Source organism: Hymenobacter sp. M1-2 (assembly GCF_057808495.1).
Genome location: NZ_JBTYZO010000001.1, coordinates 62,503 through 77,260, shown reverse-complemented (window position 1 = coordinate 77,260; position 14,758 = coordinate 62,503). Strand labels below are relative to the sequence as shown.

The window sequence follows — 14,758 nt, the reverse complement described above, 5'->3', positions numbered from 1 at the left end:
CCGGCGGAAGCGTTGTAGTGAGCCTATTGGTGCGCCGTGACGGCAGCTGTTTCGTAGGTTTTCAACAGGCCCGTCAGCTGCCCTTTGCCCCAATTGGGCGCCAGCGCGGAAGTTGGCTGGAAGGCATCGAAGGCTACTTTGGCTTTGTCGTACCAGGGCTTGGCGGCTTCGGCCCCGCCGCCGAACATCTTGGGCCGGAACCGCAGGTCGTTGCCGCGCACAAGGTAGGTGCGCGGGTTTTGCGGGTTGGCTTTCTCGGCCAGCGTGAGGCTCTCGCCCACAAGGCCCGTGTATTTGATGGCCCGCGTCATCGGCGACACCATAATGCGGCCCTGGTACAAGTAAGCCTGCACCACGCTCACCTCGGAGGCATCGGCGCCGGGCAGCTTGCGGGCCTGGTCCAACGCGGCCTGGGCCTGGTCAAGGTACTTGTCCTGCTGATCGGTGTCTTTGCTGAGGAAACCCAGCCGCACGTAGCCATAGGCCTGGTAGTAGCGCGGCAGCCAATCGGTAGCCCGCACGGCCGCCGCCCGCTCAAACTTATTCACGGCCTGCTGCGTGGCCGCCACGTCGTTGGTAGTCAGCAGTTCCTTGATAGTGGCCGTCATCATGCTCGTATAGGCGTCGGGCGCGGCAGTTGGAGTAGCAGTAGGAGCGGCGGGTTGCGGCGTCTGGGCTACGGCGGCGAAAGAGGCGGCAACAAGGGCGAGGGTGAGGAGTGACTCTTTCATGACTGAGAAATGGTTTGTGGTGGATGAGTGATTCAAAGGTGCGCGGCCCCAAGCCGCGAGGAAAGTTGCGGTTACCGAAGTGTCGGATAAGGCGGATGAAGCGTAGGGCCTCACCCTCTCCCTTGGGCCTCACCCCTAGCCCCTCTCCCATAGAGAGGGGAACTAGCTCTAGGTTGTAAAAACAAAAGCTCAGCGGGCTATTGCCCGCTGAGCTTTTGTTTAGACTAAGATTTAGATAAAACTAGAGCTAGTCCTCCCTCTCCCCTAGGAGAGGGGGCTAGGGGGTGAGGCCTACTCTGGTGCCGTGTTCACATCCGCGGGACGCTTCTTATTGATGGAGACGAACACGCCCACGAACAGCATGCGCGGCGCGGAAGGCGTGACGGCGGCGCGGCCGTAGGAGCCGTCGGGGGCGGTGGTGTTGGCGAAGCGGTAGCCGAACACGTTCTCGCGGCCCAGCACGTTGCTCACCGACACGTAGATAATGGTAAACTGCTTGCCTATGGTGGTGAGGTAGCTGGCATTCAGGCTTAGGTCCTGGTAGCTGGGCAGGCGGCCCTGGTTGTAGCCTTCCTGGTTGGGATTATGGTAGCGGCGGGCACTGCCGTAGCTGGCCGTGAAGCCCACTTGCGTGTGCAGTTTGGCCACCCAATATTTACCTACCACGCTCAGGTTGTGGCGCGCCGCGAAGGTGGGCACTGCCGCTACGGGGTCCTGCCGAAACTGGCGGCGCGTATCCAGAAAGCCGTAGCTGAACCAGTAATCGGTGTTTTTGAGGGTTTTTCGGTCGCGCCAGAATAGATCGAGGCCGCGGGCGTAGCCGGTGCCGGTGCTGCGGTAGGTGCTGGCCTCGGTGGGTTGCTGGCCATCGAAGACGGTGAGGTGGTCGTAGGTTTTGTGGTAGGCTTCGGCGCGTAGCGTTTGGTTGTCGTGAGTGCGCTGGTAGGTGAGCATGGCGTGCCGGGCCTGCTCGAAGCGGAGCGCCGAAGTCACGCGCAGCAGGTCGTTGGCGGGCGTCTGGTAGAAAAGGCCGTACGCGCCCGACACCGAACTGTGCGCGCCGGTTTGCCAGGCCAGGGCCAGGCGCGGGGCTACGTTACCACGGTTTAGCAACCCCGAGTACTCGACGCGGCCGCCCACGCGGGCCATCAGCCGCTCCGCCAGACTCACATCGGCCTCCGCGAAGGCGCTGGTACGGCGCTCCGTAAACTGGCCCGCCTGCCACACCGGCGCATCTTCGGCTTCCTGGTAGGTGCGGCGGTACTGCTGGCCTAACCCTTCGGCGCCGAGTTTGAGCGTCCAGCTGGTACCGGCCGAGTCGTTGGTGAGCACCACGCGGGCCACCAGACTCTGCTCGATTTCCCGCACCTGGGCCGCATCGGGGCGCACGGCGTTGTCGTCGCGGGTGAGGGCAGCGCCGGTGTGCAGGCTCCAGCCGCCGCGCAGGGGGCTGCGGAAGCTGGCGTTGAGGTAACCGTTGCCGTTGCGCAGAGCCACGGTACGGTCGGCGTTCAGCGCCTCGTTGGGCTGGCGCAGACTCAGGCGCTGCTGTTGCCACACACCGTACACTTTCAACATACCCGCCTCGCCGGTACGGTGCCGGACACTAAGCGAGCCACCCATCGACTGCGGGGCTTTCACCCAACCAAACGACTGCGGCACCAATCCGAAGTAGGGTTGAAGATTCACGTAATCGGCCGTGGCGGCTACCGAGGTTCGCTCCCAGCGCTGCACCCGGCTCAGGCTGCCGCCCACTGACATCACGCTCACGCCGGTTTGCGTTTCCGGGGCCAGGTCGGTGGTATTGAGCAGCACCACGGCGCTCAGCGCCTGCCCGTACTCGGCGGAGTAGCCACCGGTGCTGAACACGGTGCCCTTGAAGAGAAAGGGCGAAAACCGCCCCCGCGCCGGCACGCTGGGCACCGAACCGTTGTAGGGCGTTTGCACGGGCAGGCCATCGAGGTAGGTTTTGGTTTCGCCAGCGGCCCCGCCCCGCACGAACAGCTTGCCCTCCTCCCCTACCCGCGTGGTGCCGGGCAGCGCGTTCAAGGCCCCCGCCACGTCGCCCAGGGCGCCGGCCGTCGTCACGATGTCGAGGGGCTTGAGCACGGCGCCGCGCTTCTCGTCGCTGGCCTCGAAAGCCCCGGCTGTGATGGTGACGCCGCCCAACTGGTGACGGTCGGCTTTCAGCTTGAGACGCAATTGCACGGGCTGGCCGCTTAGCGTGAGGGGCAGATTCTGCGGCTCGTATCCCAGCAGGCTCAGCACCAGTACCTGCGGCCCGGCCAGCGAGGTTTCCAGCCGAAACGCCCCCACTGAATCGGTAGCCGTGCCCTCGAAGGTGCCGCGCAGGAACACGTTCACACCTGGCAGCGGCTGGCCCTGGCTGTCGTGGATGGTGCCGCTGAGGATGGTAGTCGATTGAGCCCGCAACCCCAAAGCGAGAGTCAGAAGTAGCAGTGTGAGGAGTAGCGTTTTCATGGCGGTAGCGGTGAAGTGATGCTCAAAAGTGAGCCGCTACCGAAGCCAAAGAAACTTGCGGTTACCGAAGCGTCGGATTAGACAGATGAAGCGTAAGAGTCATGAGTTTGGGTAGCAATTCCTCAACGTTGGAGAGCCAGGAGCAAGCTCCAGCGGGGCGGCATATCAGTAGAAACTCCATCTGTAATAGTATATAAAGCCCCATCGGGGCGACACCTCACGATTAGTGTCGCCCCGATGGGGCTTTTAAAACTGTGTGTGATGCATCACGACTACCGATATGCCGCCCCGCCGGGGCTTCGACGCCCAGCTCCGCACCTGACAGCAACTAGGGCTGTTCATCCCAGATTTCGGATACTGAGCCGGACAAGGGCCCTTAAGCTCGAAGTGCCTGCTACCCTTTGGGCAGCGTAATCACGAATTCGGTGCCTTCTCCCTCCTGCGTATCCACCGTAAGCGTGCCACCGTGGCCGTGGCTGATGATGTCGTGGCTCAGGGAAAGGCCCAGGCCGGTGCCTTCGCCGACGGGTTTGGTGGTGAAGAACGGCTCGAAGATGCGCGCCCGCACCTGGGCCGGAATGCCGGGACCGTTGTCGCGCACCCGGATTTCGATGGTTCCGCTGGGCTGGGCGCGGGTGCTTACGGCCACTTCCGGGCGGTAGCCGGATTCGCCGGTTTGCTGACGCTGACGCACGGCGTAAAAAGCATTGGTGCAGAGATTGAGCAGCACCCGACCCAGATCCTGAGCTACCACCGGCACGAGCGGTAGACCGGCCCCCAAATCGAGCTGCGAGTCGGCCTCGAAATCGGGGTGTTGCTGGCGCAGGCCCTCGTAGGCAAGCCGCAGGTTTTCCTCCACCAGTTGATTGAGGTCGGTGGGGAGGCGCGGGGCCTGGCCAGTGCGGGCGTGTTCCAGCATGCCCTTGATGATGGCCGTAGCCCGCTGTCCGTGCTGGCTGATGTTGAGCAGGTTTTGCTTGAGCCCATCGAGCATGTCGTGCTCCAGCTGCTCGTCGCGGGTTAGGCGCTGGGTGCCGTTGATTTCGTCGATGAGGTCGGTGCTGACGGCGGCAAACTGCTTCACGAAACCCAGCGGGTTTTGCAGCTCGTGGGCCACGCCGGCCGTCAGTTCGCCCAGAAAAGCCATTTTCTCGCGCTGCACCAGCTGATCCTGGGTTGCTTTCAGTTCGGCCAACGAGGCTTGCAGGGCGGCGTTGGTGCGGCGCTGCTGGCGGTTATAATACACGAGCTGCACCGTGAGACCGAGCAGGCCCGCCAGCCCCGCCAGCAGCGCGTAGGTGCGGTAGCGGGCTTCGAGGGCGGCTTGGTCGGCGGCTATCTGCTGCTCGTGCTGCTGCTCACGGTAGTTGATGCTTTGCACGCGCATCACCTTTTCCTGCCCAAACAGCGTGTCCTTCATGGCCAGCAACAGGGTCTGGTACTTGAAGGCGCTATCAATGGAGCCGCGGGCCTTGAAGTGTTGCGTGAGCAAGGTGCTGGCATTGAGCACCCCGCGCAGGAAGCCGTTTTGCTGGGCCGCGGCCACTCCCAGCCGGGCATAGTAAATGCTGGAATCGGGGCGGCCTTGCTGTTGGTAGAGCTGCGCCAGGCCCACGTAGGCGAAGTTGAGGCAGCGCTGATGCCGCAGCTTCTTCGACTCCGCGAGGCTGCGGCGGTAGAGCGCAATAGCCTCGGCGGGGCGGCCTTGCTTGCGCGCCACCTGGCCTAGCCCGTAGAGAATATAGTTGGTGGGCGTGCCCAGGCGGCGGGCCATGGCGTAGGCTTGCTGCTGGTAGTAGGCGGCCGAATCCACCTCGTTATAGAGGTCGTAGGCCAAGCCAATGTTGCTGAGGTCGATTACCTGGCGACGCTCATCGCGCAACTCGCGGCCCAGGCGCAACGCCTGGAAATAGTAGGCCAGGCCCTGCTGCCGGTCGCGGAGGTACACGTAGATGATGCCGATGCTCCGCAGGTTCTGGGCTTGCAGGCGCCGGTCGTGGGTGGCCTCACCGAGCCGCAATGACTCCTGAAACAGCTCCAGCGCCCGCGCCAGGTTGCTTTCCCGCAGCGCCGAGCCTAGCCGGTTGAGGGCCTCCCCCTCGCCGTGGCGGTACCCGATGCGGCGGGCCAGCACCAGCGCCCGCCGGGCGTAAGCCGCGGCCGAATCGGTGCGCAGGGCCCAGTACTGGTCGCTCATTTGGCAGAGCAGCAGCACCCGGCTACTATCGGGCCGGGGCTGTTGCACCAGGGCGCGTAGGCTGTCGAGGCCGGGGCTCTGAGCCGCGGCGCTGAACCCAAGGCCCACGCTCAGCAAGAACCCAATTACCAGTAACCGAAGCCAATACGACATGCAACAGGTGAACAGGCAGGAAGTGAGGGTAGCAACAGTGACTTCTCTGGCACCGCAACAAATATTTGGGCCCGTTAATATCCGGCAAGATGCCTGAATGTTTTCAAAAGCCAACGCTAACTAGTGTGGAGTTTGCCTGTCCTCGGTCACTAGGCGGCTTACACTTATCTTGCGCCAGCTTAGCACTCACGCACCACTGCCATGCACATCGTCTCCGTCAATATTGGGTTGCCTCAGGAAGTAGCTTGGAAGGGAAAGGTGGTGCGTACCAGCATTTTTAAGCAGCCCGTGGCCGAGCCGGTGCAGGTGCACGCCGAGCACCTAGCTGGTGATGGGCAGGCGGATTTACGCGTGCACGGCGGCCCCAACAAGGCCGTATACGCGTATCCGCAGGAGCACTACACTTTCTGGCAGCAGCATCTGCCCGCCGACCAGCTAGTACCGGGCGCTTTCGGCGAGAACCTGACTACGGCGGGCCTGTTCGAAAACCAGGTGCGGATAGGCGACTGTTACCAAGTAGGCACGGCCGTGCTGATGGCCATTCAGCCCCGGCAGCCCTGCTTCAAGCTCGGTATCCGGTTGCAGGATGAGAGCATGGTGCGGCGCTTTGAGCAGTCGGGGCGCAGCGGCATCTATTTCCGGGTGCTCCAGGAAGGTGTGCTGCAAGCCGGCAACCCCATTACGCTGGTGCAGCCTTCGCCCTACGCCGTCACCATTCAGAACCTGACGGACTACAACACAGCCGGCCCCAAAGACACACGCAAGCTCCAGGAAATGCTCGACATACCCTACCTGACGCCATCCTGGCGGGAGCGGCTCAGCCGGCTTGTGGAAGAAAACGGCGGTTAACGCCATTTTTGCAGGCAATGAGTATTCGACGACGCGGACGCCAGATGAAGCATAACGTGCAGAGAAGCCGAACGACCTCAACCGCCACCGTCCACAGACGCTAATATGTACGCGGCCCTCCTAGCTCATATTGCCCAGTACGTGCCCCTGACGGCGGCGGAAGCCGACACGCTGCAAAACTTTCTGCGCCGGCAAACCGTTGCGCGGAAAGATTATCTGCTCACGGCCGGGCAGGTGTGTCCGGCCAATTACTTCGTGCTCCGCGGCTGCCTGCGTACCTACCTCGTCAACGAGAAAGGCGTTGAGCAAACCATTCTGTTCAGCATCGAAAACTGGTGGCTGACCGACTACGCCAGCCTCGATACGCAAACGCCTTCCCAGTTCTTCATTCAGGCCATCGAACCGACGGAGGTGGTGGTGTTCGACAAGCGAGTAGAGGAAGAAGTGTTCCGGCAGCTGCCGCAGCTGGAGCGGTATTTCCGCATTCTGCTGCAAAAAGCGGCGGCCGCGGCCACGTTTCGGATTACGTTTCTCTTCAGCCTGTCGGGTGAGGCTCGCTACCATCATTTCAACGACCGGTTTCCGGGGTTTGTCCAGCGCGTGCCGCAATACATGCTCGCCTCCTTCCTGGGGTTCACGCCGGAGTTCCTGAGTAAAATCAGGGCCAAAGTTGGGCACCACTAGCGGGCCGCGTTTCTTGAACTAGATTAAGTGCTTTCCGTGTCTGGCGGCGGAAATTTGATGCCTCCTTCAACCCCTAACCAACCCCAGAAGATGCGTCTCAACATGCAGAAAATCGAGCCCGAGGCTTACAAAGCCATGTATGCCCTGGAGAAATATCTCAGCACTTCGCAGCTCAGCCCCACCCATAAAGAACTGATTAAGCTGCGGGCCTCGCAGATCAACGGCTGCGCCTATTGCATCAACATGCACACCCGCGATGCCCGCAAAATGGGCGAAACGGAGCAGCGCTTGTACCTAGTGGCTGCTTGGCGCGAAACCACCCTATTCACGCCCGAAGAACAGGCAATCCTAGCGCTGACGGAAGAAGTAACCCTCATCGGCCAGCACGTATCCAACGCTACCTATCAGCAGGCCGCAGCCTTGTTCGACGAGCATTACCTGGCGCAGGCCATCATGGCCATCGTCACCATTAATGCCTGGAATCGTATTGCCATTAGCACGCAGCTGCCCATCGAAGCCTAACCCACAGAGGGGGCGGTGTCCACTGTAGTTTCTTGGCAAGCGTAGACAGCAAACTTCAAAGCGGTACGGGCCACACCCGCTAGTTCGCAAGCACACAAACACCCTGACTCCTGCACGAATTCGGCTCAGGAACCAGGGCGTGAGCAACAGGTGCAAGAGCGCACGGCCGAGCTGCAACACTCCTTCAACCACCTCAAAACCACTCAGGCGCAGCTCATTCAGGCCGAGCCGAAAAGATGGCTTCGCTCGGGGAACTCACGGCCGGCATCGCGCACGAGATTCAAAACCCGCTGAACTTCGTCAACAACTTCGCTGAACTGAGTACCGAACTGGTGCAAGAGCTGGCGGATGAACACGACAAGTCCGCCCGCGATACGGCCCTCGAAACGGAACTACTCGGTGACCTCAAGCAGAACCTTCAGAAAATCAACCACCACGGGCAGCGGGCTTCTTCCATTGTGAAAGGCATGTTGGAACACTCGCGCAGCAGCGCGGGCGTACGGGAGCCAACGGACCTAAACGCCTTGGCCGATGAATATCTGCGCTTAGCCTACCACGGCCTGCGGGCCAAGGACAAGAGCTTCAACGCCAAGCTCATCACGGACTTCGACCCCGCGCTAGGCACCGTACCGGTAGTACCGCAGGAGCTCGGCCGGGTACTGCTGAATCTGTTGACTAACGCTTTTTATGCCCTCCGCCAACGCCAGCAAGCCGGCGCACCAGCCTACGAACCGACTGTAACCATAGCCACGAAACGCTTGGAAAACGGAATGGAAATTCGTGTGCGCGACAACGGCACGGGCATTCCTGAAAGCGCGAAAGCTAAAATATTCCAGCCCTTCTTCACCACCAAACCAGCCGGCGAAGGCACCGGCCTAGGCCTGTCCTTGAGCTACGATATCGTCACGCAGGGCCACGGCGGCACGCTCACGGTGGATACGCGGGAAGGAGAAGGCACGGAAATCACGATAACCTTGCCGGCCTAACAGTAACCCGCCTACCTCCGCGCATTGTGCGGGAACAGTCTAAACACGTCCGGCCGGCTTCTTCCTTACAACAGGAAAAGCCGGCCGGACGTGTTTTTCAGCAGAAGCTACTAGTCGGCGTTGCCGGTGGCGCCGTCGTCGGTGAAGTCGCCAGCGTTGTTGGGGTTGTGCTCGGTGGCGCTGGCTACTTCGTTGGTCAGGGCTACGTCGACGGGGGCGGTGGTAGCACTGCCCGCAACACCGCTAGCACCGTTGCTGGCTTTGCCGGCAGTGGAAGCTCCTTTTTTGGAAGCGCCGAGAGTTCCGCCGCCTTTGGTCAGGTAGTAAACTCCAGCGGCAGCTACGGCGGCTACGGCAGCCCCCACGAGGGTCGGTTTATTGAGCTTGTTGAGGCCCTTGAGATTCTTGAGGCCGCCCAGGTTCAGGTTCTTAAGGCCCTTTTTCTCGTTGGTCTTCTTCTTGTTTTTACTGATTTTGTTCTTGCTCATCGCGCGTACAGCTAAGGCTTAATTGGAAAATTAGGACGCACCTTGACTGGTGGACCTTTTACTGGTAGAGCGGCGCTTTATCCGCTGCTCCATAGCCTACGTTATACGGCGCTCAGGGTAGATGTTTATACTGATTTCATCTACGGCGATACATTTTAGGCAGTTGAACCACGAATTCGTCCTCGCCCTCAGAAGCCTGGCACTCCACCGCCCACCGCAAGGTCGACATAACATAGCCCGCCGCTTGGGAGTAAGAAAAGCCGCTTCTCAACAACAGCTTTTCAGCAAATTCTCGCGTGTTTATGTGGGCTCGATGTATCCTTTTCTGGAGTGTATGGACGCTGCTAATCAGCTCCGTGGCGGCCCAAACGGTGGTGGGTCCGCGCGGGGAACGGTTTGCGCGGCGCGTGATAGTCAGTAAGCTCAGCGACCCGTGGGAGCTGACCTACGGCCCCGATAATTTCCTGTGGCTAACTGAATCCCACGGCTACCGCGTTAGTCGCTTAGACCCCGCCACCGGGACTCGCACCGTCTTGCTGGACCTGAGCCACGCCCGCAATTTCCCGCGCTACGACAAAATTCCCGACGCCCAGGACGGCGGCAAACCCTGGCCCCAGGGCGGCTTGATGGGCCTGGCGCTGCACCCGCAACTGCTCCAGGGCAAGCCCTACGTCTATCTGACCTACATCTACGACTACAAAGGCGCGCAGAAGCTCAGCAACGGCAGCGCCCCCAACTTCGGCGGCCAGTTTTTCACCGCCCGCCTGGTGCGCTACGAATACGATGCTGCCGCTCAAACCTTGGTCCGCCCGCTCGTGCTCTGCGACACCATCCCGGCCAGCAACGACCACAACGCCGGCCGCCTATTGATAGCGCCCGTAGCGGGGCGCGACTACCTGTTCTACTCCGTGGGCGACCTAGGCGCCGGTCAGTTTGAGAACGGCGGGCGGCCCAACCACGCCCAGCGCTCCGACTCCTACGAAGGCAAAATCCTCCGCTTCAACCTCGAACCCGACGCGGACGCCAAAGCTAGCAACCAATGGATTCCCAACGACAACCCCTTCGGCAGCCAGAAGCGGCAGAACGCAGTGTGGAGCCTGGGCCACCGCAATGCCCAAGGGCTGGCCTACGCCGTAGTAGGTGGCCGCGGCCGGCTGTACGCGTCGGAGCACGGGCCATTTTCCGACGATGAGTTGAACCTGGTGGAGCGGGGCGGCAACTATGGCCACCCGCTGGTGCTGGGCTTCGCCGATGGCAACTACGATGGCCTGGCTGCCGCCGCTTCTGAGCACGCCAACTTGCCCGGTCCCTGGCACACCACCTACCCCACCATCGTCAGCGAGCGGGCCAACGCTGCCGCCCTGGGCCCTAGCTACCACGACCCACTGGCTACGCTTTACCCCCTGAGTCACCAGTTTCTAAGCGACGTGCTTACGCGCACCCGCAACCACGACCCCAATCAACCCAGCTGGCAATCGGAAGCTCCTAGCAGCCTAGCGGTGTACACGGCTCCCGCCATTCCGGGTTGGCAAAACTCGCTGCTGATTCCGACGCTCAAAACCGGCCAGCTCGTGCGCCTCCAACTCACTCCCGACGGCGGCGCCGTAGCCAGCGATACGCTCATGTACTTCAAAGCCCCCGTGCGTTACCGCGACCTGGCTATTTCCCCCGACGGCACCCGGCTCTACCTCGCCACCGACAGCACGAGCATCACCTCCGGCCCTTCCGCGGAAGACCCCAAAGGCACTGCCTGCAAAGGCTGCGTCATAGAGTTTAGCTACCTGGGCGGCGGTTCAGCCGCCGCTCCTGAAGCAGCCCCAAAGTCTTTTAGCCCCGACGACGAAGCCGCGCGGGACGCAACTGTCTTGGTGCAGAAACTACAACCGCAAGATCGTAGCGCGAAACGGGCCGCATTACCAGCAGCGCAACGGCCCCTATTCGATCTGCTGCTCAAAACCACGCTAACTGTTAAGGAAAAAGACCAGCTACGCCAAAACGCGCCGGCGCTGCTTGAAGCGCTACGGCATCAGTGAATTTTACGCTACCCATCCACCATGCTCACTCGCCTCATTCCTTCTTCTCAGCAGCCGCTGCCCGCTATTGGGGTGGGTACCTGGCAAACGTTCGATGTCCGCGGGTCGGCAGCGCATCCGCCGTTGCGCCAAACGCTCGAAATGCTGCACGCGGCCGGTGGCTCCGTCATCGACTCCTCGCCCATGTATGGGCGGGCGGAAGAAGTGGTAGGCGAGCTAACGGCGAATCTGGTGGCGCAGGACTCATTTTTCTACGCCACCAAAGTCTGGACGCAGGGGCGGGAAGCGGGTGTCCGGCAGCTGGAAGAATCCTTGCGTAAGCTGCGCCGCCCGGCGCTGGATTTGCTCCAGATTCATAACCTCGTGGACTGGCAAACGCATCTGCCCACGCTGCGCGACTGGCAGGCCGCCGGCCGTATTCGCTACCTCGGCATCACGCACTATACTGATGCCATGCACGGCGAGCTAGAGCGCGTGCTACGGCTGGAACGGTTTGATTTCGTGCAGTTCAACTATTCCATTCTCGACCGCCACGCCGAGCAACGCCTGCTCCCCGCGGCCGCCGACCTTGGCGTGGCCACGCTCATCAACCGGCCTTTCACGGAAGGCGGGCTGCTGGCGCGCGTGCGCACCAAACCGCTACCGGCATGGGCCGCGGAGCTGGGCATCACGAGTTGGCCGCAATTCCTGCTCAAGTTCATCCTCTCCCACCCTGCCGTCACGTGCGTCATTCCCGGCACCAGCAACCCGCAGCACCTCACCGATAACCTGCAAGCCGGTACCGGTGAATTGCCCGACCAGGCCACGCGCGAGAAGATGGCGGCCTTCGTACGGGAGCTGTAGCACGGGGCGCATGGCAGCATGGTAAGCTGTCGGGGCCCGGGCAGCCGCTCATCCGTAACCATCAGCCGCTGATTGAGGTACCTCTGGTTGCAACCAACCCGCTCCTGCTATGAAAACCTTCGACTCCCTTTCCTCTGCCTCCCGCCGGGAGTTTATGCGCACGTTGTCATTGGGGCTAGGCGCTACGCTCGTGGGCACTTCGGCGCTGAGTGGGCCGCTGGCTTGGTTGGCCGAAACCGGCTACGGACCAGCCAGCCTGGAGGCCCTGCAAACGGGCAAGCAGCTGGGCGTGGCATTGGTGGGCCTGGGCAAGTACAGTACCGGGCAGTTGGCGCCGGCCTTGCAGCAAACCAAGCTCTGCAAGCTCGCCGGCATCGTGACGGGTACGCCCGCTAAAGCGGCCAAGTGGAAGCAGCAGTACAACATCCCCAACAAGAATATCTACGACTATAAAACCTTCGACCGCATAGTCGACAACCCCGATATCGACATCGTGTACGTAGTGCTGCCGGTGGGCTTGCACGCCGCCTACGTGGAGCGGGCCGCGCGGGCGGGCAAGCACGTTATTTGTGAGAAGCCGATGGCCGTTTCCGCTGCCGACTGCCGCCGCATGATAGCGGCTATGGCGAAGGCCGGCAAGAAATTCAGCATTGGCTACCGCCTGCACTTCGAGCCCCACCACCAGGAAATGATGCGCCTGGGCCAGCAGCAGGTGTTTGGGCCGATTAAAAATCTGATGGCTGACAACGGTTTCCGCTTCAACAACGACACGCCCTGGCGCGTGGACAAGGAGCTAGCCGGCGGCGGGCCGCTCATGGATATGGGCATTTACTGCGTGCAAGGCGTGCTCTACACCAAAGGCGAATTGCCGGTTTCCGTCACGGCCAAGTTCGCGCCCAAAACTGACCCCGTGCTATTCAAGGAAGTGGAGGCGGGCGTGAGTTGGCAGATGCAATTTGCCGATGGCGCCGTGGCCGACTGCCGCACCAGCTACGCCGAAAACCTCGACAGCCGCCTGCGTGCCGAAACCGCCAAGAGCTGGATGGAGCTACAGCCCGCTTTCGGCTACGGCGGACTCCAAGGCCGCACCAGCCAGGGTGCCATGAACATCCAGAACGTACCCCAGCAAACCCGCCAAATGGACGACTTCGCCGACTGCGTGCTCAACAACAAACCCACCTGCGTGCCCGGCGAAATGGGCCTGCGCGACATCCAAATCCTACAAGCCATCTACCGCGCCGCCGAAACCGGCCAGAAGGTCTCCACCAAAGACGTAATAGCGGTAATCGACAGAGTGAACAGCAAGTAGCTATAGTTTATCATGCTGATGTTATCATGCTGATGCAAGTAAGCATCTGGCGCAAAACCGTTGTTTAGGCCGTCATGCGGAGGCAGCTGTTTCGAGCTATTGCCGGGGCGGAACCGGGTACTTTTCGAACATCTCCGTGATGGCCTCGCTGATGCGGGCGGCGAGTTTGGCCGGGTCCTTGGTGAGCGTGCTGGCGGCTACGCCCTGCCAGATTTGCTCGTTGCGGGCCGCATCCACGATATCGACGGTGGCGGTGCCTTCTTCGTAGGTGCCCACTACCACTTCCTGGCTCTGCCAGTGGTAGCGCCGCTGCCCAATGTAACGCGGCGCGTCCCGAATGGTCGTTTCCCGAGTTTGCACCTTGTCTTGCGTCACGACGCCGATGTTCACCCATACGTCGGGCTTCTCGGCCTGCTGGTAGCCCCGGCGCTCTAGTTCCCGCGCTACGGCCCGTTTCAGTTCCTCAACGCCGGTGCCGGGCCCCTGAAACATGGCCTCGTTGCGCGCCGACACGTCGAGGAAATTATAGGTCTTGTAGGCGCTGAAATCAACGCCCGGAGTTTGAGTGGTCGATTCCACTCGAACGGGCGTACAGGCGACGAAAAAGCTCAGCAGAAGCAGCAAAAAGAACGTTTTCATAGGCGAATTAGCGGTAAGGTCCATCAGGTCTAGAGCAGCCTAGCTATACGCGCCGCGCTCCGGCAGGGCTGTGGTTCAGATTGAAAGGGGCCAGGCAACCTGCCGCATCTTCGCTCAACGCCCACCATCTTTGCCGCCGCTACTATTTCCGTTTCTCGCGTTATGTACCTCACCTGGACCGCCAAACCCTTCGACGCTCTTACGCTCGCCGAGCTGTACGCCTTATTGCAACTCCGTTCCGAGGTATTCGTGGTAGAACAGGCCTGTGCCTTTCAGGACATGGACGGCCTCGACCAAGCCGCTCACCACCTGCTAGGCCACACCGAAACCGGCGAGTTGGCCGCCTATACCCGCCTCTTCGACGCCGGCATCGTGTATCCCGAGGCCAGCATTGGGCGGGTGGTAGTGAGTCCGCAATTTCGGCGCTACGGGCTGGGGCGGGAGCTGATCCGGCAGTCTATTGCGCAGTGCGAGGCGCTGTTCGGCGCGCAACCCATCCAGATTGGCGCTCAGCTCTATCTGAAAGACTTCTATGAGAGTTTTGGCTTTCGGCAGCAAGGCGAAGGGTACCTGGAAGACGACATTCCGCACATCCACATGGTGCGGCCGTAAGCCCACAAAAAAGGCCCGGCAGACGCCGCCAAGAATCAATTTACCCACTCATTATCTCCACTCACCCGGTAGAGAGCCTAGCCCAATATGCCGTTAATGAGCCCCAGAGGGGCGATATATCGTTAGGCAGATGGCGCAGGAATGACCTAGCCCCCGCGGGGCGACACACGAGGCCGCAAGTTTCCTGGGGCTCGCCAATCGAAATAATACGCTCACAGCTTTCTCAAAAGC

At 61.3% G+C, this 14,758-nt stretch carries 13 protein-coding genes; 8 read left to right on the top strand and 5 right to left on the bottom strand.

All coding sequences use genetic code 11. The features are described from left to right. Positions 1-23: 23 nt before the first annotated feature. The 3 genes from ACYSMN_RS00330 to ACYSMN_RS00320 form a co-directional block, all read right to left on the bottom strand. Positions 24-731: a hypothetical protein gene (locus tag ACYSMN_RS00330; RefSeq protein WP_488921832.1), complete on the bottom strand. Its 708-nt coding sequence runs from the start codon at positions 729-731 to the stop codon at positions 24-26. Positions 732-1,022: 291 nt separating this feature from the next. Further along, positions 1,023-3,212 (bottom strand): TonB-dependent receptor, encoded by a 2,190-nt coding sequence (locus ACYSMN_RS00325; protein ID WP_488921831.1) that lies wholly within the window; start codon positions 3,210-3,212, stop codon positions 1,023-1,025. Between the two features lie 394 nt (positions 3,213-3,606). Continuing rightward, on the bottom strand, positions 3,607-5,562 hold the full coding sequence (locus ACYSMN_RS00320) for a tetratricopeptide repeat-containing sensor histidine kinase (protein WP_488921830.1): 1,956 nt from the start codon (positions 5,560-5,562) through the stop codon (positions 3,607-3,609). 201 nt (positions 5,563-5,763) lie between these two features. Here ACYSMN_RS00320 and ACYSMN_RS00315 point away from each other — a divergent pair, with 201 nt between their 5' ends. The 4 genes from ACYSMN_RS00315 to ACYSMN_RS00300 all read left to right on the top strand — a co-directional run bounded on the left by ACYSMN_RS00315 (position 5,764) and on the right by ACYSMN_RS00300 (position 8,603). Next, complete coding sequence (locus ACYSMN_RS00315; RefSeq protein WP_488921829.1) at positions 5,764-6,411, top strand: MOSC domain-containing protein; 648 nt, start codon at positions 5,764-5,766, stop codon at positions 6,409-6,411. A gap of 105 nt (positions 6,412-6,516) precedes the next feature. Further along, a complete protein-coding gene (locus ACYSMN_RS00310) occupies positions 6,517-7,095 on the top strand; it encodes a Crp/Fnr family transcriptional regulator (protein WP_488921828.1) in 579 nt (192 codons plus the stop codon). 57 nt (positions 7,096-7,152) lie between these two features. Then, on the top strand, positions 7,153-7,617 hold the full coding sequence (locus ACYSMN_RS00305) for a carboxymuconolactone decarboxylase family protein (protein WP_488921827.1): 465 nt from the start codon (positions 7,153-7,155) through the stop codon (positions 7,615-7,617). A 236-nt stretch (positions 7,618-7,853) separates the two neighbouring features. After that, entirely contained in the window at positions 7,854-8,603 is a 750-nt protein-coding gene (locus ACYSMN_RS00300) for a sensor histidine kinase (protein ID WP_488921826.1), read from the top strand. A 110-nt stretch (positions 8,604-8,713) separates the two neighbouring features. Here ACYSMN_RS00300 and ACYSMN_RS00295 read toward each other — a convergent pair whose 3' ends face one another. Next, positions 8,714-9,091 carry a hypothetical protein gene (locus ACYSMN_RS00295; protein WP_488921825.1) on the bottom strand — a complete coding sequence of 126 codons (378 nt, stop codon included), beginning with the start codon at positions 9,089-9,091 and terminating at the stop codon, positions 8,714-8,716. A gap of 302 nt (positions 9,092-9,393) precedes the next feature. On the opposite strand from ACYSMN_RS00295, the gene ACYSMN_RS00290 reads away from it, so the two are divergent. The 3 genes from ACYSMN_RS00290 to ACYSMN_RS00280 all read left to right on the top strand — a co-directional run bounded on the left by ACYSMN_RS00290 (position 9,394) and on the right by ACYSMN_RS00280 (position 13,276). Next, on the top strand, positions 9,394-11,124 hold the full coding sequence (locus tag ACYSMN_RS00290; protein WP_488921824.1) for a PQQ-dependent sugar dehydrogenase: 1,731 nt from the start codon (positions 9,394-9,396) through the stop codon (positions 11,122-11,124). Positions 11,125-11,145: 21 nt separating this feature from the next. After that, a complete protein-coding gene (locus ACYSMN_RS00285; protein WP_488921823.1) occupies positions 11,146-11,967 on the top strand; it encodes an aldo/keto reductase in 822 nt (273 codons plus the stop codon). A gap of 109 nt (positions 11,968-12,076) precedes the next feature. Continuing rightward, on the top strand, positions 12,077-13,276 hold the full coding sequence (locus tag ACYSMN_RS00280) for a Gfo/Idh/MocA family protein (RefSeq protein WP_488921822.1): 1,200 nt from the start codon (positions 12,077-12,079) through the stop codon (positions 13,274-13,276). Between the two features lie 96 nt (positions 13,277-13,372). Here the strand turns inward: ACYSMN_RS00280 and ACYSMN_RS00275 are convergent, their stop codons facing one another. Beyond that, complete coding sequence (locus tag ACYSMN_RS00275) at positions 13,373-13,915, bottom strand: DUF4136 domain-containing protein (RefSeq protein WP_488921821.1); 543 nt, start codon at positions 13,913-13,915, stop codon at positions 13,373-13,375. A 162-nt stretch (positions 13,916-14,077) separates the two neighbouring features. On the opposite strand from ACYSMN_RS00275, the gene ACYSMN_RS00270 reads away from it, so the two are divergent. Beyond that, positions 14,078-14,527: a GNAT family N-acetyltransferase gene (locus ACYSMN_RS00270; RefSeq protein ID WP_488921820.1), complete on the top strand. Its 450-nt coding sequence runs from the start codon at positions 14,078-14,080 to the stop codon at positions 14,525-14,527. Positions 14,528-14,758: the final 231 nt, after the last annotated feature.